At 66.0% G+C, this 23,603-nt stretch carries 21 protein-coding genes and 1 tRNA gene; 11 read left to right on the top strand and 11 right to left on the bottom strand.

Annotation, left to right across the window (positions count from 1 at the left end; translation table 11 throughout):
- Nucleotides 1-6: 6 nt before the first annotated feature.
- The 4 genes from secD to queA are packed head-to-tail and all read right to left on the bottom strand — an operon-like array spanning nucleotide 7 to nucleotide 4,485.
- Nucleotides 7-1,869, bottom strand: coding sequence for a protein translocase subunit SecD (secD, locus tag HMPREF3014_RS28940; protein ID WP_003100609.1), 1,863 nt, complete (start codon nucleotides 1,867-1,869; stop codon nucleotides 7-9).
- A 59-nt stretch (nucleotides 1,870-1,928) separates the two neighbouring features.
- Entirely contained in the window at nucleotides 1,929-2,267 is a 339-nt protein-coding gene (gene yajC / locus HMPREF3014_RS28945; RefSeq protein WP_003092856.1) for a preprotein translocase subunit YajC, read from the bottom strand.
- Nucleotides 2,268-2,310: 43 nt separating this feature from the next.
- Nucleotides 2,311-3,429, bottom strand: a complete 1,119-nt coding sequence (tgt, locus tag HMPREF3014_RS28950) for a tRNA guanosine(34) transglycosylase Tgt (RefSeq protein ID WP_003100607.1) — start codon at nucleotides 3,427-3,429, stop codon at nucleotides 2,311-2,313.
- A gap of 12 nt (nucleotides 3,430-3,441) precedes the next feature.
- Nucleotides 3,442-4,485: a tRNA preQ1(34) S-adenosylmethionine ribosyltransferase-isomerase QueA gene (gene queA / locus HMPREF3014_RS28955; protein WP_003110922.1), complete on the bottom strand. Its 1,044-nt coding sequence runs from the start codon at nucleotides 4,483-4,485 to the stop codon at nucleotides 3,442-3,444.
- 102 nt (nucleotides 4,486-4,587) lie between these two features.
- Between queA and HMPREF3014_RS28960 the strand changes: the two genes are divergently transcribed.
- A tRNA-Leu gene (locus tag HMPREF3014_RS28960) sits at nucleotides 4,588-4,674 on the top strand.
- A 177-nt stretch (nucleotides 4,675-4,851) separates the two neighbouring features.
- Here the strand turns inward: HMPREF3014_RS28960 and HMPREF3014_RS35475 are convergent.
- Both HMPREF3014_RS35475 and HMPREF3014_RS28965 read right to left on the bottom strand, forming a co-directional pair.
- A complete protein-coding gene (locus HMPREF3014_RS35475) occupies nucleotides 4,852-5,064 on the bottom strand; it encodes a cold shock domain-containing protein (RefSeq protein ID WP_078451327.1) in 213 nt (70 codons plus the stop codon).
- Nucleotides 5,009-6,589 carry an EAL domain-containing protein gene (locus HMPREF3014_RS28965; RefSeq protein WP_023087025.1) on the bottom strand — a complete coding sequence of 527 codons (1,581 nt, stop codon included), beginning with the start codon at nucleotides 6,587-6,589 and terminating at the stop codon, nucleotides 5,009-5,011. Before HMPREF3014_RS28965 ends, HMPREF3014_RS35475 begins: the two co-directional genes overlap by 56 nt.
- 129 nt (nucleotides 6,590-6,718) lie before the next feature.
- Here HMPREF3014_RS28965 and HMPREF3014_RS28970 point away from each other — a divergent pair, with 129 nt between their 5' ends.
- Complete coding sequence (locus HMPREF3014_RS28970; protein ID WP_023085545.1) at nucleotides 6,719-7,216, top strand: RDD family protein; 498 nt, start codon at nucleotides 6,719-6,721, stop codon at nucleotides 7,214-7,216.
- A 131-nt stretch (nucleotides 7,217-7,347) separates the two neighbouring features.
- Here HMPREF3014_RS28970 and lptG read toward each other — a convergent pair whose 3' ends face one another.
- The 4 genes from lptG to HMPREF3014_RS28990 all read right to left on the bottom strand — a co-directional run bounded on the left by lptG (nucleotide 7,348) and on the right by HMPREF3014_RS28990 (nucleotide 11,537).
- Entirely contained in the window at nucleotides 7,348-8,415 is a 1,068-nt protein-coding gene (gene lptG, locus HMPREF3014_RS28975; protein WP_023087024.1) for an LPS export ABC transporter permease LptG, read from the bottom strand.
- Nucleotides 8,408-9,526, bottom strand: coding sequence for an LPS export ABC transporter permease LptF (lptF, locus tag HMPREF3014_RS28980; protein WP_003092864.1), 1,119 nt, complete (start codon nucleotides 9,524-9,526; stop codon nucleotides 8,408-8,410). Before lptF ends, lptG begins: the two co-directional genes overlap by 8 nt.
- A 191-nt stretch (nucleotides 9,527-9,717) precedes the next feature.
- Nucleotides 9,718-10,641 (bottom strand): alpha/beta hydrolase, encoded by a 924-nt coding sequence (locus HMPREF3014_RS28985; protein WP_003129598.1) that lies wholly within the window; start codon nucleotides 10,639-10,641, stop codon nucleotides 9,718-9,720.
- Nucleotides 10,642-10,724: 83 nt separating this feature from the next.
- Nucleotides 10,725-11,537: an AraC family transcriptional regulator gene (locus tag HMPREF3014_RS28990; protein ID WP_003100594.1), complete on the bottom strand. Its 813-nt coding sequence runs from the start codon at nucleotides 11,535-11,537 to the stop codon at nucleotides 10,725-10,727.
- A 336-nt stretch (nucleotides 11,538-11,873) separates the two neighbouring features.
- Here HMPREF3014_RS28990 and HMPREF3014_RS28995 point away from each other — a divergent pair, with 336 nt between their 5' ends.
- From HMPREF3014_RS28995 to HMPREF3014_RS29010, 4 genes are all read left to right on the top strand, one after another.
- Nucleotides 11,874-13,361: a leucyl aminopeptidase gene (locus HMPREF3014_RS28995; RefSeq protein WP_003092867.1), complete on the top strand. Its 1,488-nt coding sequence runs from the start codon at nucleotides 11,874-11,876 to the stop codon at nucleotides 13,359-13,361.
- On the top strand, nucleotides 13,358-13,786 hold the full coding sequence (holC, locus tag HMPREF3014_RS29000; RefSeq protein ID WP_003100593.1) for a DNA polymerase III subunit chi: 429 nt from the start codon (nucleotides 13,358-13,360) through the stop codon (nucleotides 13,784-13,786). The genes HMPREF3014_RS28995 and holC overlap by 4 nt, the downstream gene beginning before the upstream one ends.
- Nucleotides 13,787-13,797: 11 nt before the next feature.
- Nucleotides 13,798-14,166, top strand: coding sequence for a hypothetical protein (locus tag HMPREF3014_RS29005; protein ID WP_023085547.1), 369 nt, complete (start codon nucleotides 13,798-13,800; stop codon nucleotides 14,164-14,166).
- Nucleotides 14,167-14,286: 120 nt separating this feature from the next.
- Complete coding sequence (locus HMPREF3014_RS29010; RefSeq protein WP_003092872.1) at nucleotides 14,287-17,139, top strand: valine--tRNA ligase; 2,853 nt, start codon at nucleotides 14,287-14,289, stop codon at nucleotides 17,137-17,139.
- Nucleotides 17,140-17,176: 37 nt separating this feature from the next.
- Here the strand turns inward: HMPREF3014_RS29010 and HMPREF3014_RS29015 are convergent, their stop codons facing one another.
- Nucleotides 17,177-17,590, bottom strand: a complete 414-nt coding sequence (locus HMPREF3014_RS29015; RefSeq protein WP_009876983.1) for a putative signal transducing protein — start codon at nucleotides 17,588-17,590, stop codon at nucleotides 17,177-17,179.
- Between the two features lie 194 nt (nucleotides 17,591-17,784).
- Between HMPREF3014_RS29015 and HMPREF3014_RS29020 the strand changes: the two genes are divergently transcribed.
- From HMPREF3014_RS29020 to rlmF, 5 genes are all read left to right on the top strand, one after another.
- A complete protein-coding gene (locus tag HMPREF3014_RS29020) occupies nucleotides 17,785-18,762 on the top strand; it encodes an ABC transporter substrate-binding protein (RefSeq protein ID WP_003100588.1) in 978 nt (325 codons plus the stop codon).
- An 83-nt stretch (nucleotides 18,763-18,845) separates the two neighbouring features.
- On the top strand, nucleotides 18,846-19,736 hold the full coding sequence (locus tag HMPREF3014_RS29025) for an ABC transporter permease (protein ID WP_003092881.1): 891 nt from the start codon (nucleotides 18,846-18,848) through the stop codon (nucleotides 19,734-19,736).
- Between the two features lie 2 nt (nucleotides 19,737-19,738).
- Entirely contained in the window at nucleotides 19,739-20,533 is a 795-nt protein-coding gene (locus HMPREF3014_RS29030) for an ABC transporter ATP-binding protein (protein ID WP_003092883.1), read from the top strand.
- Nucleotides 20,534-20,651: 118 nt separating this feature from the next.
- Nucleotides 20,652-22,484 (top strand): SLC13 family permease, encoded by a 1,833-nt coding sequence (locus HMPREF3014_RS29035; RefSeq protein WP_003100585.1) that lies wholly within the window; start codon nucleotides 20,652-20,654, stop codon nucleotides 22,482-22,484.
- 91 nt (nucleotides 22,485-22,575) lie between these two features.
- Nucleotides 22,576-23,586 (top strand): 23S rRNA (adenine(1618)-N(6))-methyltransferase RlmF, encoded by a 1,011-nt coding sequence (rlmF, locus tag HMPREF3014_RS29040; RefSeq protein WP_023087023.1) that lies wholly within the window; start codon nucleotides 22,576-22,578, stop codon nucleotides 23,584-23,586.
- Nucleotides 23,587-23,603: the final 17 nt, after the last annotated feature.

The raw sequence follows: 23,603 nt of genomic DNA on the forward strand, positions 1-23,603 counted from the left end.
GTCCCCTTAGATCCACAGCTTCTTGAAGTCACGCCCGCCGAAGATCAGGTTGACCATTGCGCGGGTGACCATGATGGCCGTGAACATCGAGGTGATGATGCCGAGCGACATGGTCACGGCAAATCCTTTCACCGGGCCGGTGCCCATGGCGTAGAGGATGCCGCCGACCAGCAGCGAGGTCAGGTTGGCGTCGAGGATCGCGGTGAAGGCACGGTTGAAGCCTTCGTGGATCGCCCTCTGGACCGACATGCCATTGGCCAGTTCCTCGCGTATCCGCGAGAAGATCAGCACGTTGGCGTCCACCGCCATGCCCATGGTCAGCACGATACCGGCGATGCCCGGCAGGGTCAGGGTCGCGCCGAGGATCGACATCAGCGCCACCAGCATGACCATGTTGAAGGCCAGCGCAACGGTGGCGATCACGCCGAAGAAACGGTAGATGACGATGATGAACAGCGATACGAAGAGCATGCCCCAGAGCGACGCATCGATACCCTTGGCGATGTTGTCCGCCCCCAGGCTCGGGCCGATGGTGCGTTCTTCGGCGAAGTACATCGGCGCAGCCAGGCCGCCGGCACGCAGCAGCAGGGCCAGCTCGGAGGACTCGCCCGGGCCATCGAGGCCGGTGATACGGAACTGGTTGCCCAGCGGCGACTGGATGGTCGCCAGGCTGATGATCTGCTTCTCTTCCTTGAACGCCGGAACCGCGACCTCCTTCTCGACGCCATCGACCATCTGCTTGGTGTAGCGGGTCACCGGCTTCTGCTCGATGAACACCACCGCCATGCTGCGGCCGACGTTGTTGCGGGTGGCGCGGTTCATCAGCTCGCCGCCATGGCCATCCAGGCGGATGTTCACCTGCGGGCGGCCGTTCTCGTCGAAACTGGCGCTGGCGTCGGTGACCTGGTCGCCGGTGATGATCACCCCGCGCTCCAGCGGCACCGGCGGCCGGCGCGGCTCGCGGAACTCGAAGGTCTCGGTGGCGGACTTCAGGGCGTCCGGCTCGGCGGCCAGGCGGAATTCTAGGTTGGCGGTCTTGCCGAGGATCCGCTTGGCTTCCGCGGTGTCCTGCACGCCCGGCAGCTCGACCACGATGCGATTGGCGCCCTGGCGTTGAACCAGCGGCTCGGATACGCCCAGCTCGTTGACCCGGTTGCGGACGGTGGTGAGGTTCTGCTTGATGGAGTATTCGCGGATTTCCGCCAGTTTGGCCTGGGTCAGGGCGACGCGCAGGACCTGCAGGCCGTTGCGCTCTTCGGGCACGACCTCGAAATCGCGGAAGTCCTTGGCGATCAGGCTGCGCGCCTTGTCCAGGGATTCGCTGTCGGTGAAACCGAGCTGGATCGCGCGATCCTGGATCGGCAGGCTGCGGTAGCGCACGCGCTCCTTGCGCAGCAGGCTCTTCACTTCGCTTTCATAGACCTTCAGGCGGGCATCGACCGCCTTGTCCATGTCCACTTCCAGCAGGAAGTGCACACCGCCGGACAGATCCAGGCCGAGCTTCATCGGGCTGCCGCCCAGCTTGCGCAGCCACTCGGGAGTGGTCTGGGCCAGGTTCAGCGCCACCACGTAGTCGTCGCCCAGGGTCCGGCGCACCACTTCCTTGGCGGGAAGCTGGTCGTCCTGCTTGACCAGGCGGATCAGGCCGCCCTTCTTCGACAGGCTGTCGGCCTTCACCGCGATACCGGCGTCGGTCAGCGCCTTGGCAGCGCGGTCGACATCGGCCTGGGTGACCTGCAGCGCCGTGCTGGCGCCGCTGATCTGCACCGCCGGGTCGTCCGGGTAGAGGTTGGGTGCGGAATAGATGAACCCGACGGCGAGGACCGCCAGGATCAGCAGATATTTCCACAGAGGATACTTGTTGAGCATGACACCGCCCGTTATGACGCGGGGCGCCTTGCGCGCCCCGTCATGTGTTTAGGTGAAAATCAGATCGCTTTCAGGGTGCCTTTCGGCAGGGTCGCGGCAATCGCGGCCTTCTGGAACTTCAGCTCGACGTTGTCGGAAACCTCGACGACGACGAAATCGTCGGCGACCTTGGTCACCTTGCCGGCGATACCACCGGAAGTGACGACTTCGTCACCTTTTTGCAGGTTGCCCAGCAGGTTCTTGTGTTCCTTGGCGCGCTTGGCCTGGGGACGCCAGATCATCAGGTAGAAGATGACCAGGAAACCAACCAGGAAGACCCACTCGAAACCGGTGCCGGCCGGGCCAGCGGCTGCCGGAGCGGCTGCGTCGGCGTAGGCAGCGGGAATTAGAAAGCTCATGTAGCACTCCTGTCACAAAGCAATAGAGTTGGATAAAGGAAAGTCAGGCATCCAGCGGCGGCGTGGGAAGGCCGCGCTTGGCATAGAAGGCATCGACAAAGGCGGCCAATGTACCCTGTTGGATTGCCTCGCGCAAACCAGCCATAACCCGCTGATAATGCCGCAAGTTGTGGATGGTATTGAGCATGCTACCGAGCATTTCCCCGCACTTGTCCAAGTGGTGCAGATAGGCGCGGGAAAAATGTTTGCAGGTGTAACAGTCGCAGGTCGGGTCGAGCGTGGAGTCGTCGTGCTTGTGTACCGAGTTGCGGATCTTGATCACCCCGCTGTCGACGAACAGGTGGCCGTTGCGCGCATTGCGCGTCGGCATCACGCAGTCGAACATGTCCACGCCGCGGCGCACGCCTTCCACCAGGTCTTCCGGCTTGCCCACGCCCATCAGGTAGCGCGGCTTGTCGGCCGGCATCTGCGGCGGCAGGAAATCGAGCACGCGGATCATCTCTTCCTTCGGCTCGCCCACCGACAAACCACCGATGGCCAGGCCGTCGAAGCCGATCTCCTGCAAGCCATCCAGCGAGCGCAGGCGCAGGTCCTCGTGCATACCGCCCTGGACGATGCCGAACAGCGCCGACGGGCTATCGCCATGGGCGATCTTCGAGCGCTTGGCCCAGCGCAGCGACAGCTCCATGGAGCGCTTGGCGACGTCATGGTCGGCCGGGTACGGCGTGCATTCGTCGAAGATCATCACGATGTCCGAGCCCAGGGCGCGTTGCACCGCCATGGACTCCTCCGGCCCCATGAAGACCTTGGCGCCGTCCACCGGCGAGGCGAAGGTCACGCCCTCCTCCTTGATCTTGCGCATGGCTCCCAGGCTGAACACCTGGAAACCGCCGGAATCGGTGAGGATCGGGCCTTTCCACTGCATGAAGTCGTGCAGGTCGCCGTGGCGCTGGATCACCTCGGTGCCCGGGCGCAACCAGAGATGGAAGGTGTTGCCGAGGATGATCTGAGCGCCGATGTCCTCGATGTCGCGCGGCAACATGCCCTTCACCGTGCCGTAGGTGCCCACCGGCATGAAGGCCGGGGTCTCGACCACGCCGCGGGGGAAGGTCAGGCGGCCGCGACGGGCCTTGCCGTCGGTCGCCAGCAGCTCGAAGTTCATGAAGCTCATGGATCAGTCCTCGGGTCCGCGGGGCGCGGGATTGCGGGTGATGAACATGGCATCACCGTAACTGAAGAAGCGATAGCCCTGCGCCACCGCCGCGTCGTAGGCGGCCATGGTCTCCGGGTAGCCGGCGAAGGCCGAGACCAGCATCAGCAGGGTGGATTCGGGCAGGTGGAAGTTGGTGACCAGGGCATCGACCACATGGAACGGCCGGCCCGGGTAGATGAAGATGTCGGTGTCGCCGCTGAAGGGCTTCAGCTCACCGTCGCGTGCCGCGCTTTCCAGCGAGCGCACGCTGGTGGTGCCGACGGCGACTACCCGGCCGCCGCGGGCCCGGCAGGCGGAAACCGCGTCCACCACGTCCTGGCCGACCTCCAGCCATTCGCGGTGCATCACATGGTCCTCGATACGCTCGACACGCACCGGCTGGAAGGTACCGGCGCCGACATGCAGGGTAACGAAGGCGGTATCCACCCCCTTCGCGCGGATCGCCTCGAGCAGCGCCTCATCGAAGTGCAGGCCGGCGGTCGGGGCCGCCACCGCACCGGCGCGCTGGGCGTAGACGGTCTGGTAGCGCTCGCGGTCGGCCGCATCGTCCGGTCGGTCGATATAGGGAGGCAACGGCATGTGCCCGACCCGCTCCAGCAAAGGCAGCACAGGCTCGGCGAAAGCGAGTTCGAACAGAGCGTCGTGGCGTTGCAGCATCTCCGCGCTGCCACCGCCTTCGACGAGGATCCGCGTACCGGGCTTGGGCGCCTTGCTGGCGCGTATGTGGGCAAGCACCCGGTGCTGGTCGAGCACGCGCTCGACCAGGACTTCCAGCTTGCCACCGGACTCCTTCTGGCCGAACAGGCGCGCCGGGATCACCCGGGTATTGTTGAACACCATCAGGTCGCCCGGACGCAGGTAGTCCAGGAGATCGGCGAATTGTCTGTGGGCGAGGGTTCCCGTCGGGCCATCCAGCGCCAACAGGCGGCTTGCGCGGCGTTCAGGCAGGGGATGACGGGCGATCAGGGCCTCGGGCAAGTCGAAATGAAAATCGGCGACACGCATGGGGAGACTCTCGAAAGGCCGCGTAGCTTACCGGAAATGTGTTTTCCCCGCCACGAACCCGATTGACCAACGGTAGGCGCCTCCCTATACTGCGCCGCCATTGCCTCGGTGGCGGAATCGGTAGACGCGGCGGATTCAAAATCCGTTTCTGGCGACAGAGTGAGAGTTCGAGTCTCTCCCGAGGCACCATCCTGACTTCCCAAGCGTTTCCAGGGGGGCCCAGGACAGCAGAGAAACCGGCCTTCGCGCCGGTTTTTTGTTGTCCGCGATCTGGCTGGTCCGGCCTGCAAATAAAAAAAGGCAGCGCTGGAGTCGAGACGCTGCCTTTTACCCGAGCTGCTGTCTTCCCAGCTCGGCGAAAAAAATCTACCACAGCCGAAGCAAAAAAATAGCCCCGCGGATGCGAGGCATTTTGTCGTGCCAGAGGCGATGCAGGGCTTGCACCTGCTCGACCTGCGGGCCTTTTGTCCCATCCGTAACGAAGAAGCTGAGAGGCTGCCCCTCGCCGAGGGACTGGTAGCCGCTAGCCTCGATCTGCCGGCAGTGCGACGACGGAAGCCCCCTGCCCTTCCTGCACAGTCAGGCTGGAAAGCAGACTCTCCAGCGGCATCGGCCGGCCGATCAGGTAGCCCTGCAGGTAATCCACCCCGCGGGCGGCCAGGTAGTCACGCTGCTCGGGGGTCTCCACGCCTTCGGCGACGATATCCAGGTCGAGCTTGGCGGACAGCTCGACGATGCTGTCGAGAATATGCCCGGAAAGGGTATCGATGCCGATGCGGGCGACGAAGCTCTGGTCGATCTTCAGGCAGTCCACCTGGAACTTGCGCAGGTAGGCCAGGCTGGAATGTCCGGTGCCGAAATCGTCGATGGCGATCTTCACTCCCAGGGCATGCAATTCGTCGAACAGGCGGTCGGTGACTTCGCTCGACTCGATCAGCTCGCGCTCGGTCAGTTCCAGGACCAGGGTGATGTGCCCGGGCGGAAACGCCGCCAACAGCTCGCGACAGTCGTCCACCAAGGCCAGATCGTGGCAATGGGTGGCGCTGATGTTGAAACCGATGTGGAAGCCCGGCTCCAGCTTCCCGGCATGCCCGCCGAGGTCTTCCGCGACCTGGCGCATCAGCGCGCGCGTCATCGGTACGATCAGTCCCGAGCGCTCGGCGAAAGGTATGAACAGGTCGGGCCGGATCAGTCCCTCGCGCGGATGACGCCAGCGCATGAGCACCTCGACGCCTATCCAGCGTCCACCCTGGCCGGGACTCAGCGGCTGGTAGTAGGGAATGAACTCGTTGGCCTCCAGGGCCCGGCGCAGTTCGCTGCTGGGCGAGGCGACCCGCCTGGATAGCCAGTAGCACAGAGTGCCGGCCAGCAGTCCGAAGAACAGTAGCAGGCCGAACATCGCCGGGTTCTGCGAGCGGATCGATCGCCATTCCTCGCCCTCGGGGAAGCCCGACAGCACCCGCAACGGATAACGCTGCGAAGCGAGCGATACGGCGGCGACCTCATAGGTGGGCGGCGCGTCGCGGTGAGTGTGGCCCTCGGCATCCAGCCAATTGGGACCGACCACCAGCACCTGGCGGCTGCGTCGGTCAACGAGGTCCAGCACGTAGCTCAAGTAGCGCCCGTCGATCGCCGCCAATACCCCGCGCTTGCCGTCGAAGTCCCGCAGGACCAGCAGCGCGGCGTCCGGCGTGACCTGGTTGCCGGGCATCAGCAGGAGGCGTCCGTCGACATAGTTCTCGATCCGCACCGGCTCGTCGAAGCCGCCGAACAACGACGTGCAATAGATCGTATTGTCGCGCGTCAAATTGACCGAGCGCACGAACGGCATGATCGCCACTTGCTCGCGCAGCGCCAGCTCGGCCTCGGGACAAGGACGCCCCGCCACCGGCATGACCTTGCGCGCCGCCAACGCAGCGTTGTCGAGCATCCGTTCGAACTGCCGCACCGCATTCCCGGCTGCCTGCTCGGACGTCTCCTGGAGGCTTCGCTCGGCCTGCCAGTAGAGGATGAGCAGCCCCAGGACGATCGGCATCACCCCGACCAGCACGGACAACGACAGCCGGAGCGCCTTTCTCCTGGCTCGCTTCACCGGAATCGGCATAGAAAAGACTCGTAATGATTGGGGTCTGCGCAAAGACTAGAACAGCCGGGGAAAAGCGTTGCCCGGGTGGGCGGCGCAAGCTGCGGATGGACGTATAATCCCCGGCTTTGCCCCGCACGGAACACGCCGATGCCGAAACACATGCTTTCTCCCCAGGGCGTCTATGCCCCTGCCGGTCTGATCCGCCGCCTGGCGGCGATGTTCTATGACTTCCTGCTCTGCGTGGCGCTGATGATGGTGGTCACCCTGGTCTACCAGCAAGGCATCCTTCGACTGATCTACGGCAGCGACCATCTGCGCGAACTGGCCGACCGCGGCGCGCTGATCGGCGACCCGCTGCTCTCGACCTTGCTGGTGTTCACCCTGTTCGGCTTCTTCGCCAAATTCTGGACCCACAACGGCCAGACCCTGGGCATGCAGGTCTGGGGACTGCGCGTGCAGAACCGCGACGGCAGCGCCATCAGCCTGCTCCAGGCGCTGCTGCGCTTCATGATCGCCATCGCCTCCTGGCTGTGCCTCGGCCTCGGCTTCCTCTGGATGCTCTGGGACAAGGACAAGCGTACCTGGCACGACCGCTATTCGGAGAGCCAGGTGGTCAGGCTGCCGAAGAACACTCACAAGAAGTGAGCGAAACAGGTCCGCAGAACGCGCTGTTTTGGCCTTTGTCGCGCCGGCGGCCAGGCTCCAGCCCGACGCGACAAGGAAGCACAAAGGCCACCCGTGGGTGGCCTTTTTTCATACCCGGCCTGCCGGGCCTGTCAGCCCGCCCGGCGTAGCAGCCAGACACCCGCCAGTGCGCAGATCGAGGCGGGGATCACCACCGCCAGCAGCGGCGGGAAGTCGAACACCAGGCTGGAGGGTCCGAGCAGGTCCTGGGCGATGCGGAAGACGAAGCCCACCAGCACGCCGGTGAAGATCCGCTGGCCCAGGGTCACCGAGCGCAACGGACCGAAGATGAAGGAAATCGCCATCAGCACCAGCGCGGCGGTCACCAGCGGTTGCAGGACCTTGGTCCAGAACGCCAGCCAGTAGCGGTTGTTGTTCAGGCCCTGGTCGGCGAGATAGTGGATGTACTGCCAGAGACCGCTGATAGACAGCGCCTCGGGCTCCATCACCACAGTGTTCAGCAGTTGCGGGCTGAGCTGGGCATCCCAGCGTTCGGTCGGTAGCTTGATCACCTCGGAACGCTTTTCCCTCGGATGCAGCAAGGTGGTGGTGACCTCTTCCAGTTGCCAGTGATCGGTCTCGAAGCGCGCGCGCTTGGCGAAACTGGCCGATTCCAGGCCACGCTGCTCGTCGAAGCGGTAGCGGGTCACGCCGTACAGCACGCCATTGGGCTGCACCGCGTTGATGTGGATGTACTCGCGCCCCTGGCGATGCCACAGACCGCGCTTGGAGCTTTGCGAATCGCCGCCGCCCTGGGCCAGGGCGCGGCCGCTCTGGGCGATGTTCTCGGTCCAGGGCGCGACGTACTCGCCAACCAGGATGCCGGCCACCATCAGCACCAGCATCGGTTTCATCACCGCCCAGACGATCCGCGACAGGGATACCCCGGCCGCGCGCATGATGGTCAGTTCGCTGTTGCTGGCCAGGGTGCCGAGGCCGACCAGGCAGCCGATCAGCGCCGCCATCGGCAGCATGTCGTAGGCGCGCCGTGGCGCGGTGAGGAAGATGAAGCGCAGGGCGTCGCCGATGCCGTAGCTGGCGCTGATGTCGTTGAGTTCGTCGATGAAGGCGAACAGCAGCGCCAGGCCGAGGATCACCCCGAGCACCGCGAGGATCGCGACGAAGACGGTGACACCGATGTAACGATCGAGCTTAACCATGCGCCACCTCGCGACCGGCACGGGAGGACGCCAGCTTCAGGCGCAAGGGTTCCCAATAGAACAGAAGAAGACCGATCGCCAGGAATAGTCCGTGGACCCACCACAGGCCGATGGCCATGGGGATCTTGCCTTTGTCCAACTGGCCACGGACAGCGATCAGCAGAGCCAGGTAGCCCATATAAAGGAGGATCGCCGGCAGCAGCTTGAGGAAGCGCCCCTGGCGTGGGTTGACCCGCGACAGCGGCACCGCCAGCAGGGTCACCACGAATACCAGCAGCGGTGTCGACAGGCGCCACTGCAATTCGGCCTGGTAGCGTGGGTTGTCGCTGCCGAACAGGTCGGCGGTGGGCACCGCGTCGCGCTCGCTCACCTCGCTGCTGGCCTCGGGCTTGGGCAGCATCACGCCATAGGTGTCGTACTGGATCGCCCGGTAGTTGGCCTGCCCGGGATTACCGTCGTAGCGGTAGCCGTTGTGCAGGATCAGGTAACGGCTGCCATCCGCCTGGATGTTCTGGGTGCCCTTCTCCGCCACCAGGATGGAGATGCCGCGTTCCTGGTTGCTGCTGTTGAGGTCCTTCTGCGAGATGAAGATGCCGGCCAGTTCGCCGCGATCCTTCGACAGTTCCTCGGTATAGGTCACCCGGGTACCGTCGCGCATTGCCTGGAAACGGCCCGGGACCAGGGTGTCGAACTCGGTCAGGGTATCCTGCTTGTTCAACAGCAGGGCGAACTGGTTGATGCCCTGGGGCGCCAGGAACAGGCTCAGCCAGGCCACCAGGATCGCCACCAGCAGCGCCGGGGCCATGGTATAGCCGAGCAGGCGCTTCTGGCTCATGCCGGTCGCCGAGAGCACGGTCATCTCGCTTTCCAGATAGAGCCGCCCGTAGGCCAGCAGGATGCCGAGGAACAGGCCAAGCGGCAGGATCAGCTGCAGGAAGCCGGGAATCCGGAACGCCATGATCAGGAACAGCGAACCGGGGTCGAGCAACCCCTGCGCCGCTTGCGCCAGGTACTTGATGAAACGGCCACTCATGATGATCACCAGCAGCACGGCGCTGACGGCGCTCATGGTGACCAGCACTTCACGGGACAAATAACGGAAAACGATCAATCCGGACACTCCTGGGTTGCCAGGCTCTGACGGGGCCCGTCGGCCCCGTCATCACGCGTTTCCGGCCATGGCGGCATGGCGCGGAGAAAATAGCCGGCATTATCCTGCGATTCGGCGGGCCTGTCACTGCGCAGGCCGAACCAAGAGCCCGATAGACCGTCGAGGCGAACGCTCGTTCAGCGCTTGCCGATTTATTCGACGACCGTCGCTGACTGCTCGCCGCCCTCTCCGAGATGACGGACGAACCAGTCTGCCGCGGCCTGGCTGGTGGCGTCGAAATGCTCGATGTACGGCGTGAAATGGCCGCCGGCGAGCATCAGCAGCCGCTTGGGCGGCAATGCCCGCTGGTAGGCCTCCAGGCAAAGGTCCGTGGGCGTGAGCAGGTCCCGGTCGGCGACGATCATCAGCAGCGGCGTGGGGCTGATCCGCGCCATGTGAATGCCTGGCTCGTTCTCCCGCGCCAGCTCGGCGCTACGCAGGGTCACCCGGTTGCACCAGTTCGGCGCCAGCGCCGCGCTGTCGGTGAAGAACCGGTGGGCGTCCGCGCCGGCCATCGCGCAAGGCTCGTCGGGGCCCGCGGCGACCGCCGGCAACAGCGCCGGCGGCAAGTCCTCGAAGCGCCGCTGGCGGTCCGCGTCGAAGCTTGCCAGCAATGCCGGCAACTGCTCGGCGCGGGTCCGGCGCAACGCCGAGGCGTGGCCGCTGACGGTCGGCACCTGCGCCACCACGCATTTCACCCGCCGATCCAGTGCGGCCACTTCCAGCACATGTCCGCCGCTGTAGCTGGTTCCCCAGATGCCGATGCGCCTCGCGTCGACCCGTGCCTGGGCGCCCAACCAGGTGATCGCGTCGCGATAGCCGCGACGCTGCATCACCGGATCGATTTCCTGGCGCGGCTCGCCGTCGCTGTCGCCGAAGTTCGGATGATCGTAGAGGAGCACGACGAAGCCGGCGGCGGCGAATACCTCGGCGTAACGGTCCAGGTACTGCTCCTTCACCCCGGAAAAACCGTGCGTCATGACGATCGCCGGCCGCTCGGCACGCGCCTCCGGCAAATACAGCCAGCCGCGCAGGGCGACACCCTCGGAGCGGAATTCCACGTTCAGTCGTTGCATGCTTGCCTCCCGGGGCGGTCGTCTGGAAACGGGCCCAGCATAGGAATCCTGCCGCGTCGGCGCCGTCCGCCAACGGACGAAGGCTACGCCGAATCGGACAAGGCGAAGTAGCGGCTCGGCGTGCTCCCGGTCAGGCGTCGGAACATGGCACTGAATGCGCTGGGCGTCTGGTAGCCGAGATCCACGGCGATCCGCGCCACCGCTTCGCCAGCCGCCAGGCGTGGCAGGGCGGCGGCCAGGCGCACCTGGTGGCGCCAATGGACGAAGGTCACTCCCAGTTCGGAGAGAAACAGCCGTGCCAGGGTCCGCGAGGACGCCCCCACGTAGCGCGCCCACTCCTCCAGCCCGCGAGGGTCGGCCGGGTTCTCCAGCAGCGCCTGGCAGACTCTTCCCAGGCGTCGGTCCGCGGGGTCGGGCAAGGCCAGGGGCTGTTCCCGCGACCACTCCAGTTCGTCCAGCAGCACCGCCATCAACCGCCCCTCCCGGCCGCGCTCGTCGTACAACAACGGCAGGCCGGCGGCGCGCACGATCAACTCGCGCAACAATGGGCTGACCATCACTCCGCGCGGCACCCGGGGGAATTCCGGCGGGCAGGACTGCGGCCGGACATAGACAGTGTGCAAGCGGACCTCGCCGCGCGCCAGCATCGCGTGCGCCATCCCCGCCGGCATCCATACCGCGCGCTGCGGCGGGACCAGCCATAGCGTGCGACCGACATGCAGTTCGATCACGCCCGACAGGGCATGGATCAACTGCGCCCGCTCGTGCCGGTGCTCGGCGACCACGAACCCCGCCGGGAAGGTCTTGGCCATGACCCCGAGCGGCCGGCCGACTCGCTGGTAATCGCGCGGATCGGTACTCCGGGCGGGATCCGCGACTGGTTTGCTGGCGGGCACGGTGCGACTCCTGCGGAACGAAACGTTCATTATAGGGACGCGGCATGGCCGCGGGTTCCCATGCGTACACAGTCGTGCCAGACACGCCGCAGTTGTGCGACCATGTGCGGCAACGGCCGGGAGGCACCGCCAACCCGGCTCCGGCGCTGTAGAACCTCGGTTGCCATCCTCGGCATGGAACGACCCCCGCCGCAACGACTAAGCTGTCGCTGCCTGCGTCACCGCCCCGGCGGCGACCGTCAGTCCTCGGGACGAATCGTGCTCGGAACAATCGCTTACCGCTAACGGATGCCGCCCCTTGCGCCATCCCGACTGTCTGTATTGGGGACCTCTTCCATGGAATTCCTTGTTAAAAGCGTACGCCCGGAAACCCTGAAAACCGCCACCCTGGTGCTCGCCGTAGGCGAAGGCCGCAAGCTCGGCGCCAGCGCCAAGGCGGTCGACGACGCCACCGGCGGCGCCATCAGCGCAGTGCTCAAGCGTGGCGACCTGGCCGGCAAGGTCGGCCAGACCCTGCTCCTGCAGAGCCTGCCCAATCTCAAGGCCGAGCGCGTGCTGCTGGTCGGCGCCGGCAAGGAGCGCGAACTGGGCGACCGCCAGTACCGCAAGCTGGCCTCCGCCGTGCTGTCGACCCTCAAGGGCCTGGCCGGCGCCGATGCCGCGCTGGCCCTCGGCGATCTCGCGGTGAAAGGCCGCGATGCCCACGCGAAGGCGCGTCTGCTGGTGGAAACCCTGGCCGATGGCCTGTACGTGTTCGATCGCTACAAGAGCCAGAAAGCCGAGCCGCTGAAACTGAAGAAGCTGACCCTGCTCGCCGACAAGGCCGACAGCGCCGCCGTCGAGCAAGGCAGCAAGGAAGCTCAGGCCATCGCCAATGGCATGGCCCTGACCCGCGATCTCGGCAACCTGCCGCCGAACGTCTGCCATCCGACGTTCCTCGGCGAGCAGGCCAAGGGCCTGGCCAAGGAGTTCAAGGGCCTGAAGGTCGAGGTCCTCGACGAGAAGAAACTGCGCGAGCTGGGCATGGGCTCGTTCCTCGCCGTCGCCCAGGGCAGCGACCAGCCGCCGCGGCTGATCGTCCTGCAATACAACGGCGCGAAGAAGGACCAGGCCCCGCACGTGCTGGTCGGCAAGGGCATCACCTTCGACACCGGCGGCATCAGCCTCAAGCCGGGCCTGGGCATGGACGAGATGAAGTTCGACATGTGCGGCGCCGCCAGCGTCTTCGGCACCTTCCGCGCGGTGCTCGAACTGCAGTTGCCGATCAACCTGGTCGGCCTGCTGGCCTGCGCCGAGAACATGCCCAGCGGCGGAGCCACCCGTCCGGGCGACATCGTCACCACCATGAGCGGGCAGACCGTCGAGATCCTCAACACCGACGCCGAAGGGCGCCTGGTGCTGTGCGATGCACTGACCTACGCCGAGCGCTTCAAGCCTCAGTCGGTGATCGACATCGCCACCCTCACCGGCGCCTGCATCGTCGCCCTGGGCAGCAACACCTCGGGCCTTATGGGCAACAACGAAGCGCTGGTCAGGCAACTGCTCAAGGCCGGCGAGTTCGCCGACGACCGCGCCTGGCAATTGCCGCTGTTCGACGAATACCAGGAACAGCTGGACAGCCCGTTCGCCGACATCGCCAACATCGGCGGGCCGAAGGCCGGCACCATCACCGCCGGCTGCTTCCTCTCGCGCTTCGCCAAGAAATACCACTGGGCGCACCTGGACATCGCCGGCACCGCCTGGATCAGCGGCGGCAAGGACAAAGGCGCCACCGGCCGCCCGGTTCCGTTGTTGACCCAGTACCTGCTGGAACGGGCCAAGTGACCCGGGTCGATTTCTACGTGATCCCCAGCGCCGATCCGTCGGCGCGCCTGCAGGTCGCCTGCCGCCTGGCCGAGAAGGCCTGGCGGCAGGGCATGCAGGTCTACCTGCATTGCGCCGACGAGGCGCAGCGCAGCGAGTTGGACGGCCGCCTGTGGAGCTTCCGCGGCGAGGCCTTCATTCCTCACAGCCTGGCCGAGGAAGACGCCGAGGCGCCCGTCGCCCTGGGCCTGGGCGAGCCCCCGGGGAACCATCGCGACCTGCTGATCAACCTGACCCTCGAGGCCCCCGGCTTCGTCCCGAACTTTTCGCGGGTGGCCGAACTGGTGGTCGAGGAGCCGGCGATCCGCCAGGCGGCACGGGATAAATTCCGCTTCTACCGGGAGCAGGGCTATCCTCTACAGGACCATCGCCTGCCGCGTATCTGAAGTGCACGACCATGGACAGCCACAAACCGACACACCCCCCGGAGCAGTTGCTCGATGACCTGGAGTCGATCCACGACCTGCTCTACGAACGGAACGAGCCGCCCTTGCTGACCGAATCCTTCGAGCCGGACAACATTCCCCTGCTCTCCGACGTCGTCTCCCCCGGTACCGCCCCGCGCGCGCCAGAGCCGCAGACCGCGGCAGCCACCACGGCAGGGCTGGCGCCCGCCGAACAGGAGCGCCTGGACGACGAGTTGCGAGCGTCCGCCGAACTGATCCTGCAGGAAGTCATCGACGACTTCGCCCCGCAGATCGAAGCCGAACTGCGCCGCCGCCTGCAAGCCCGCCTGGGTCGCCTGCTCGGCCAACGCAACAGCTGATCCGGACGCGGCGGGCGCCCGCCGCGGCCCGCGGCCTTACCCCCGGGCTGCCATCCCCGCTATACTCCCGGACTTTCTTCGCATTTTCCCCAGCCATATTCAGCTTTGGTCCCCTTTCGCATGGACAAGACTTACCAGCCGCACGCCATCGAGACTTCCTGGTACGAGACCTGGGAGTCCAACGACTACTTCGCTCCGAGCGGCGAAGGCCAGCCCTACACCATCATGATCCCGCCGCCGAACGTGACCGGCAGCCTGCACATGGGCCATGGCTTCAACAACGCGATCATGGACGCGCTGATCCGCTACCGCCGCATGCAGGGCCGCAACACCCTGTGGCAGCCGGGCACCGATCACGCCGGCATCGCCACCCAGATGGTGGTCGAGCGCCAGCTCGGCGCCCAGGGCGTGAGCCGCCACGACCTCGGCCGGGAGAAGTTCCTGGAGAAAGTCTGGGAATGGAAGGAACAGTCCGGCGGCAACATCACCCGGCAGATTCGTCGCCTGGGCTCCTCGGTGGACTGGTCGCGCGAGCGCTTCACCATGGACGACGGCCTCTCCGAAGCGGTCAAGGAAGCCTTCGTGCGCCTGCATGAAGACGGCCTGATCTACCGCGGCAAACGCCTGGTGAACTGGGACACCAAGCTGCACACCGCGATTTCCGACCTGGAAGTGGAAAACCACGACGAGAAGGGCCACCTCTGGCACCTGCGCTACCCGCTGGTGAACGGCGCGAAGACCAGCGAAGGCCTGGATTACCTGGTGGTCGCCACCACCCGTCCGGAAACCCTGCTGGGCGACGCCGCGGTCGCGGTGCACCCGGAAGACGAGCGCTACGCCAAGCTGATCGGCCAGTTCGCCGAACTGCCGATCGTCGGCCGGCACATCCCGATCATCGCCGACGAGTACGTCGACCGCGAATTCGGCACCGGCTGCGTGAAGATCACCCCGGCCCACGACTTCAACGACTACGAAGTGGGCAAGCGCCACGACCTGCCGCTGATCAACATCTTCGACAAGAACGCCGCGGTGCTGGCCCAGGCCCAGGTGTTCCACCTCGACGGCAGCGTCAACCCGAACCTCGACCCCAGCCTGCCGCAGAGCTACGCCGGCATGGACCGCTTCGCCGCGCGCAAGGCCATCGTCGCCGAGTTCGAGGCCATGGGCTTGCTCGAGAAGGTCGACGACCACGCGCTGAAAGTACCGAAGGGCGACCGCTCCGGCACCGTCATCGAGCCCTGGCTGACCGACCAGTGGTACGTCAGCACCAAGCCGCTGGCCGAAGACGCCATCGCCGCCGTGGAAGACGGCCGTATCCAGTTCGTGCCCAAGCAGTACGAGAACATGTACTTCTCCTGGATGCGCGACATCCAGGACTGGTGCATCAGCCGCCAGCTCTGGTGGGGCCACCGCATCCCGGCCTGGTACGACGAGGCCGGCAACGTCTACGTCGGCCGCGACGAGGTCGAGGTGCGCACCAAGCACAAGCTCGGCAACGAGGTCGAGTTGCGCCAGGACGAAGACGTTCTCGACACCTGGTTCAGCTCCGGCCTGTGGACCTTCTCCACCCTCGGCTGGCCGCAGCAGACCGAGTTCCTCAAGACCTTCCACCCCACCGACGTACTGGTCACCGGCTTCGACATCATCTTCTTCTGGGTCGCGCGGATGATCATGCTCACCATGCACCTGGTGAAGAACCCCGACGGCACCCCGCAGATCCCGTTCAAGACCGTCTATGTCCACGGCCTGGTGCGCGACGGCCAGGGCCAGAAGATGTCCAAGTCCAAGGGCAACGTACTCGACCCGCTGGACATCGTCGACGGCATCGACCTCGATACCCTGCTGCAAAAGCGCACCAGCGGCATGATGCAGCCGAAGCTGGCGGAGAAAATCGCCAAGCAGACCCGCGCCGAATTCCCCGAAGGCATCGCCAGCTACGGCACCGACGCCCTGCGCTTCACCTTCTGCTCGCTGGCCTCCACCGGCCGCGACATCAAGTTCGACATGGGCCGCGTCGAAGGCTTCCGCAACTTCTGCAACAAGATCTGGAACGCCGCCAACTTCGTCATCGAGAACACCGATGGCCAGGACACCGGGGTCAACGGCGAGCCGGTCGAGCTGTCCTCGGTCGACCGCTGGATCATCTCCCAGTTGCAGCGCACCGAGCAGGAAGTCACCCGCCAGCTCGACGCCTTCCGCTTCGACCTGGCCGCCCAGGCCCTCTATGAGTTCATCTGGGACGAGTACTGCGCCTGGTACCTGGAGCTGGTCAAGCCGGTGCTGTGGGACGAGAACGCCCCCATCGAGCGCCAGCGCGGCACTCGTCGCACCCTGATCCGCGTGCTGGAGACGGCCCTGCGCCTAGCGCACCCGTTCATGCCGTTCATCACCGAGGAAATCTGGCAACGCATCAAGGGCCAGGCCGGCAAGGAAGGCCCGACCCTGATGCTGCAACCCTGGCCGGTGGCCGACGAAGGCAGGATCGACGCCGCCGCCGAAGGCGACATCGAGTGGGTCAAGGCGCTGATGCTCGGCGTACGGCAGATCCGCGGCGAGATGAACATCTCCATGGCCAAGCGCATCGACATCATCCTCAGGAACGCCTCGCCCAGCGACCACCGCCGCCTGGCCGACAACGAGCCGCTGCTGATGAAACTGGCCAAGCTGGAAAGCATCCGCGTGCTGGAAGCCGGCGAGGAAGCGCCGATGTCCGCCACCGCCCTGGTCGGCGACATGGAAGTATTGGTGCCGATGGCCGGCCTGATCGACAAGAGCGCCGAACTGGGGCGCCTGGACAAGGAGATCCAGCGCCTGGAAGGCGAGGTCAAGCGCGTCGGCGGCAAGCTGTCCAACGAAGGCTTCGTCGCCAAGGCCCCGGCCGACGTGATCGAGAAGGAACGCGCCAAGCTCGCCGAGGCCGAACAGGCCCTGGCCAAGCTGGCCGAGCAACGGCAGAAGATCGCCGCGCTCTAACTCCAGCGCCCGCCTCCCAGAGGCGGGCGTTTTGCTTTCACTCGCTTAGAGGCATCGGTACTTCGCTGCGGAAACCGCAGACCTCGCACACCAACCGACGCCGGATCGGCCACAGCGGTACGTTGAGCAGCAGGATCCCAAGGAAGGCCAGGCGGCGGCCGTCCACCTTCCAGGCCACCTGGTCGCCGCCACAACGCAAGCACTGGAACTCGCTGCTGCCCTGCTCGGCCCGCAGCGCCTCGCTTTCATCGGTGGCCAGCAGCGCCACCGCGTCTTCGCGACAGACCATGGGCACTTGCAGGCGCACGCCGCCCAGTGCGTTGGAGTACAGCCACTGCATGTTGATGGTGTGCTCGTCGGCGACGAACGCCGGAATTCCAGCGGCCTCCAGGCGGGCGCGAGCGATCTGCGCCTCCAGGGGATGGGAAAAACGGCCGATGGTCGTGAGCATGTCGCCTCCTTTCGGTCACGGTCCGACGCCGACACCTTACCCGGATCACCCCCAGCGGTAATCCCACCGCAAGAAAAAACATCAAACCTGCTGACGACTTGCGCGAAAAATGCGATGTTTCGGCCACGCTGTACCCGCACCGCCCAATCAGAACAATTCGCTACAGCGCGCCAATACAATCAGGAGATCGCCGCATGATGCAGGCCTATAAGAATAAATGGTTGCCCCTCAGTGCCCTGGCCCTTGGCATGGCCCTGTCCTTCGGCGCCAACGCCGACGAGCAGAAGTCGGTGGCGGTGACCGCCATCGTCGAGCACCCGGCGCTGGACGCCGCTCGCGACGGGGTCAAGGAGGCCCTCCAGGAGGCCGGCTACGAAGACGGCAAGAACCTCAAGTGGCAGTACCAGAGCGCCCAGGGCAACACCGGCACCGCCGCGCAGATCGCCCGCAAGTTCATCGGCGACAAGCCCGACGTGATCGTCGGCATCGCCACTCCGTCGGCCCAGGCGCTGGTGGCCGCGACCAAGAGCATCCCGATCGTCTTCAGCACCGTCACCGACCCGGTCGGCGCGCACCTGACGCCGAGCTGGGAAGCCTCCGGCACCAACGTCACCGGGGTTTCCGACATGCTCGCGCTGGACAAGCAGATCGAGCTGATCAAGAAAGTGGTGCCGGGCGCCAAGCGCATCGGCATGGTCTACAACCCGGGCGAAGCCAACTCCGTGGTGGTGGTCAAGGAGCTGAAGGAACTGCTGCCGAAGATGGGCCTGAGCCTGGTCGAAGCCTCGGCACCGCGTTCGGTGGACGTCAGCTCGGCGGCGCGCAGCCTGGTCGGCAAGGTCGACGCGATCTACACCAACACCGACAACAACGTGGTGTCCGCCTACGAGGCGCTGGTCAAGGTCGGCAACGACGCGAAGATCCCGCTGATCGCCTCCGACACCGACAGCGTCAAGCGCGGCGCCATCGCCGCCCTCGGCATCAACTACAAGGAGATGGGCAAGCAGACCGGCCGCATGGTGGTGCGCATCCTCAAGGGCGAGAAGCCGGGCGAGATCAAGCCGGAGACCAGCGACAACCTGCAGCTGTTCGTCAATCCCGGGGCCGCGCAGAAGCAAGGCGTGACCCTGTCCGACGAACTGCTCAAGTCGGCCGCGGAAGTCATCAAGTAAAAAAAGCGGCCGCCGGCCGCGGGCGTTCCGCCCGTGGCCGGACGGCACGATAATCCTGCCTTCACGCACTCGGTTACGAAGTCATGTCTCTGTTTTCCCTGTTCGGTGCCCTGGAGATCGGCCTGATCTTCAGCCTCGTGGCACTCGGCGTGTTCATCTCCTTCCGCCTGCTGCGCTTCCCCGACCTCACGGTGGACGGCAGCTTCCCGCTCGGCGGCGCGGTCTGCGCGACCCTCATCGCCCTTGGCTGGGACCCGTACAGCGCGACCCTGGCGGCCACCGCCGCCGGTGCACTGGCCGGGCTGGCCACCGGCCTGCTCAACGTCAAGCTGAAGATCATGGACCTGCTCGCCAGCATCCTGATGATGATCGCGCTCTACTCGATCAACCTGCGCATCATGGGCAAGCCCAACGTACCGCTGATCGCCGAGCCGACATTGTTCACCCTGCTGCAGCCGGAATGGCTCAGCGACTACGTGTTCCGGCCGCTGCTGCTGGTGTTCATCGTGATCGCCGCGAAGCTGCTGCTGGACTGGTTCTTCACCACCCAGAAAGGCCTGGCGATCCGCGCCACCGGCTCCAACCCGCGGATGGCCCGTGCCCAGGGGGTCAACACCGGCGGCATGATCCTGCTCGGCATGGCCATCTCCAACGCGCTGGTGGCGTTGGCCGGCGCGCTGTTCGCGCAGACCCAGGGCGGCGCCGATATCTCCATGGGTATCGGCACCATCGTCATCGGCCTGGCGGCGGTGATCGTCGGCGAGAGCATCCTGCCCTCGCGCCGGCTGATCCTGGCGACCCTCGCGGTGATCCTCGGTGCCATCGTCTACCGCTTCTTCATCGCCCTGGCGCTGAACAGCGATTTCATCGGCTTGCAGGCCCAGGACCTGAACCTGGTCACCGCGGTGCTGGTCACCGTCGCCCTGGTGATTCCGATGATGAAGAAACGCCTGCTCGGCAAGAAGGGAGCCTGACCATGCTCAGCGCGAAGAACCTGAAGATCACCTTCAACCCCGGCACCCCCATCGAGACCCGCGCCCTGCGCGGCCTGTCGCTGGACATCCCGGCCGGCCAGTTCGTCACCGTGATCGGCTCCAACGGCGCCGGCAAGTCGACCTTCCTCAACGCAGTCTCCGGCGACCTGCCGATCGACAGCGGGCAGATCCTGATCGACGACGAAGACGTCACCCGCAAGCCGGTCTGGGCCCGCGCCAACCGCGTCGCGCGGGTGTTCCAGGACCCCATGGCGGGTACCTGCGAGGACCTCACCATCGAGGAGAACATGGCCCTGGCGCAGCGTCGCGGTGCCGGTCGCGGCCTCGGCAGGGCGGTGCAGGCATCGATGCGCGACGGTTTCCGGGAAAGCCTGGCGACCCTCGGCCTCGGCCTGGAGAACCGCCTCGGCGACCGCATCGGCCTGCTCTCCGGCGGCCAGCGCCAGGCCGTCAGCCTGCTGATGGCGGCGCTGCAGCCGTCGCGTATCCTGTTGCTCGACGAACACACCGCGGCGCTCGACCCGCGCACCGCCGACTTCGTCCTGCATCTCACCGCACGGATCGTCGCCGAGAAGAAACTCACCACCATGATGGTCACCCACAGCATGCGCCAGGCGCTGGACGTGGGCGAGCGCACGGTGATGCTGCACCAGGGCCAGGTGGTGCTGGACGTCTCCGGCGAGCAACGCAAGGGCCTCGACGTACCGGACCTGCTGGCGATGTTCGAGAAGGTGCGCGGCGAGAAGCTCGCCGACGACGCCCTCCTCCTCGGCTGACAGGGCCGCGGCGCCTCTCCGCGGCGAAGCGGGGAGGCGCCGTCGACCTGCAGCAGATCAAGGCGCGATCCGCGTCCGTCTGCCACACTCGCAGGCATCCTCCCGCTCAGATGCCCGCATGAACCTCGAACTGCTCTGGGTGGTCGGCCTGCTCGCCACCACCGTCGCCCTCTTCATCCACAACCGCCTGCGCCTGGACGTGATCGCCCTGCTGGTGATCATGGCCTTCAGCGTCAGCGGAACCCTTACCCTCAACGAAGCCCTGGCCGGCTTCAGCGATCCCAGCGTGATACTGATCGCCGCGCTGTTCGTGATCGGCGAAGGCCTGGTGCGTACCGGGGTGGCCTACCAGGTCGGCGACTGGCTGATCGCCCGCGCCGGCAGCAGCGAAGCGCGCCTGCTGGTACTGCTGATGCTGGCGGTGGCCGGGTTGGGCTCGGTGATGAGTTCCACCGGGGTGGTGGCGATCTTCATCCCGGTGGTCCTGAGCATCGCCGCCAAGCTGAAGATCCCTCCGGGCCGGCTGATGATGCCGCTGGCCTTCGCCGGACTGATCAGCGGCATGATGACCCTGGTCGCCACGCCACCGAACATGGTGGTCAACAGCGAGCTGGCGCGCGAGGGTCATGCCGGCTTCGGCTTCTTCGCCTTCACCCCGATAGGCCTCATGGTGCTCGCCATCGGCGTGGCCTACATGCTGCTCACGCGCAACTGGCTGAACGCCGCCAGCCCGGCGGAAGTCGGCGCGCCGAAGGCACGGCGGACCCTGCGCGACCTGATCCGCGACTATCGCCTGGCCGGCCGCGAACGGCGCCTGCAGGTCCAGCTCGGCTCGCCGTTGATCGGCAGCACCCTGGAAGAACTGCAACTGCGCACCCGCCTGGGCGCCAACGTGGTCGGCCTGGAGCGGGTACGCAAGTTCCACAGCGAGGTGGTCAAGGTCGGCGGCAGCACCGAGCTGAAGGCGGGCGACGTGTTGCTGCTGGACGTCTTCGCCCCTCCGGAGGACATGGACCGGCGCTGCGCCGAGCTGAACCTGGTGCGCCTGCCGTTCCGCGCCAGCTACTTCATCGACCAGTCGCGGGAGGTCGGCATGGCCGAGGTGACTCTGCCGCCGGACTCCACCCTGCTCGGCAAGAGCGTCCTGGAACTGGGCTTCCGTTCGCAGTACGGGCTCAACGTGGTCGGCCTGCGTCGCGACCACGAAGCGCTCACCGACGGCATGCTGGAAGAGAAGCTGCGCCTGGGCGATACCCTGCTGGTGATCGGCGCCTGGAAGGCGATCCGCCAGTTGCAGGGACGCAACCGCGATTTCCTGGTGCTCAGCCTGCCGGCGGAGATCGACGAGGTGGCGCCGGCCCTGAGCAAGGCGCCGCACGCCCTGCTCAGCCTGGCCGTGATGGTGGCGCTGATGGTCAGCGGGGTGGTGCCCAACGTGGTCGCGGCACTGGTCGGCTGCCTGTTGATGGGCCTGTTCCGTTGCATCGACATGGACGGCGCCTACCGCGCCATCCATTGGCAAAGCCTGGTCCTGATCGTCGGCATGCTGCCCTTCGCCCTGGCCCTGCAGAAGACCGGCGGTATCGACCTGGTGGTCTCGCTGCTGGTCGACGCCCTCGGCGACGCCGGCCCGCGCGTGCTGCTGGCCAGCCTGTTCCTGCTCACCGCGGCCATCGGCCTGTTCATCTCCAACACCGCTACCGCGGTGCTGATGGCGCCGATCGCCATCGCCACCGCCAAGCAGATCGGCGCCTCGCCCTACCCCTTCGCCATGGTGGTGGCGGTGGCGGCCTCGGCAGCCTTCATGACGCCGATTTCCTCGCCGGTGAACACCCTGGTGCTGGGCCCTGGCCAATACCGCTTCGGCGACTTCGTCCGGATCGGCGTGCCATTTACCCTGCTGGTGATGTTCGTCTGCGTGCTGGTGATTCCGTGGCTGTTTCCATTGTGACCGGGCCAGGAGCGCGCCGCTCGGCAGAAACACTGGCCAGCCTCCGGCGGATGTGAATAATGCCCGCCTCGCCGTCACGGAAACCGAGAACATGCCCCGCCCGACCAGCCCGCATCCCGACGCCGAGCGCAAGAGCGCCAGCCCGCTGCACCCGCGCAATCGCCACCTGGGACGCTACGACTTTCCGCGCCTGATCGCCGGCAGCCCGGAACTGGAGCGCTTCGTCATCCTCAATCCGTACGGCAGGCAGAGCATCGACTTCGCCGATCCGGCGGCGGTGAAAGCCTTCAACCGCGCGCTGCTGCAACAGTTCTACGACGTACGCGAGTGGGATATACCCGATGGTTACCTGTGCCCGCCCATCCCCGGTCGCGCCGACTACCTGCACTACCTGGCCGACCTGCTCGGCGCCAGCCACGATGGCCTGATTCCACGCGGTCCCGGCCTGCGTGCGCTGGACGTCGGAACCGGAGCCAACTGCATCTACCCGCTGCTCGGCCACCACGAATACGGCTGGCGCTTCGTCGGCGCCGACATCGACCCGCAATCGCTGGCCTCGGCCGCTGCGATCCTCGCCGCCAACCCACGCTTCGCCGCTGCCATCGAGTTGCGCCGGCAGCCTGATCGCAGGCAGATATTCCAGGGCCTGATCGGCTTCGATGAGCGCTTCGACATGACCCTCTGCAACCCGCCCTTCCACGCCTCGCTGGACGAAGCCACGCGCGGCAGCCGGCGCAAGTGGAAGAACCTCGGCAAGCTCGACCCGACCCGTACCCTGCCGCTACTGAACTTTGGCGGCCAGGGCGCCGAGCTGTACTGCGAGGGCGGCGAAGCGGCCTTCCTGGCCGGCATGGCCGAGGAAAGCCGGGCGTTCGCCACGCAGGTGTTCTGGTTCACCACCCTGGTATCCAAGGCGAGCAACCTGCCGAACCTCCAGGAGCGCCTGAAGACGTTGGGCGCCAGCGATATCCGCGTGGTGGACATGGCCCAGGGACAGAAGCAGAGCCGCTTCGTCGCCTGGACCTACCTCGACAAGAAGCAGCGCCGGGCCTGGCGCAAGGAGCGTTGGACAGCAGCCCTCCTGGAACCACTGGGCGAATAGCCAGCACGCCTCTCCAC

Source organism: Pseudomonas sp. HMSC065H01, assembly GCF_001815235.1.
In the GTDB taxonomy this organism is placed as follows: Bacteria; Pseudomonadota; Gammaproteobacteria; order Pseudomonadales; family Pseudomonadaceae; genus Pseudomonas; species Pseudomonas aeruginosa.

Coding starts and splice junctions, on each gene's coding strand:
- secD (WP_003100609.1), bottom strand. CDS start 1,869: ATGCTCAACAAGTATCCTCTGTGGAAATATCTGCTGATCCTGGCGGTC.
- yajC (WP_003092856.1), bottom strand. CDS start 2,267: ATGAGCTTTCTAATTCCCGCTGCCTACGCCGACGCAGCCGCTCCGGCA.
- tgt (WP_003100607.1), bottom strand. CDS start 3,429: ATGAACTTCGAGCTGCTGGCGACCGACGGCAAGGCCCGTCGCGGCCGC.
- queA (WP_003110922.1), bottom strand. CDS start 4,485: ATGCGTGTCGCCGATTTTCATTTCGACTTGCCCGAGGCCCTGATCGCC.
- HMPREF3014_RS28965 (WP_023087025.1), bottom strand. CDS start 6,589: ATGCCGATTCCGGTGAAGCGAGCCAGGAGAAAGGCGCTCCGGCTGTCG.
- HMPREF3014_RS28970 (WP_023085545.1), top strand. CDS start 6,719: ATGCCGAAACACATGCTTTCTCCCCAGGGCGTCTATGCCCCTGCCGGT.
- lptG (WP_023087024.1), bottom strand. CDS start 8,415: ATGGTTAAGCTCGATCGTTACATCGGTGTCACCGTCTTCGTCGCGATC.
- HMPREF3014_RS28985 (WP_003129598.1), bottom strand. CDS start 10,641: ATGCAACGACTGAACGTGGAATTCCGCTCCGAGGGTGTCGCCCTGCGC.
- HMPREF3014_RS28995 (WP_003092867.1), top strand. CDS start 11,874: ATGGAATTCCTTGTTAAAAGCGTACGCCCGGAAACCCTGAAAACCGCC.
- HMPREF3014_RS29005 (WP_023085547.1), top strand. CDS start 13,798: ATGGACAGCCACAAACCGACACACCCCCCGGAGCAGTTGCTCGATGAC.
- HMPREF3014_RS29010 (WP_003092872.1), top strand. CDS start 14,287: ATGGACAAGACTTACCAGCCGCACGCCATCGAGACTTCCTGGTACGAG.
- HMPREF3014_RS29015 (WP_009876983.1), bottom strand. CDS start 17,590: ATGCTCACGACCATCGGCCGTTTTTCCCATCCCCTGGAGGCGCAGATC.
- HMPREF3014_RS29020 (WP_003100588.1), top strand. CDS start 17,785: ATGATGCAGGCCTATAAGAATAAATGGTTGCCCCTCAGTGCCCTGGCC.
- HMPREF3014_RS29025 (WP_003092881.1), top strand. CDS start 18,846: ATGTCTCTGTTTTCCCTGTTCGGTGCCCTGGAGATCGGCCTGATCTTC.
- HMPREF3014_RS29030 (WP_003092883.1), top strand. CDS start 19,739: ATGCTCAGCGCGAAGAACCTGAAGATCACCTTCAACCCCGGCACCCCC.
- HMPREF3014_RS29035 (WP_003100585.1), top strand. CDS start 20,652: ATGAACCTCGAACTGCTCTGGGTGGTCGGCCTGCTCGCCACCACCGTC.
- rlmF (WP_023087023.1), top strand. CDS start 22,576: ATGCCCCGCCCGACCAGCCCGCATCCCGACGCCGAGCGCAAGAGCGCC.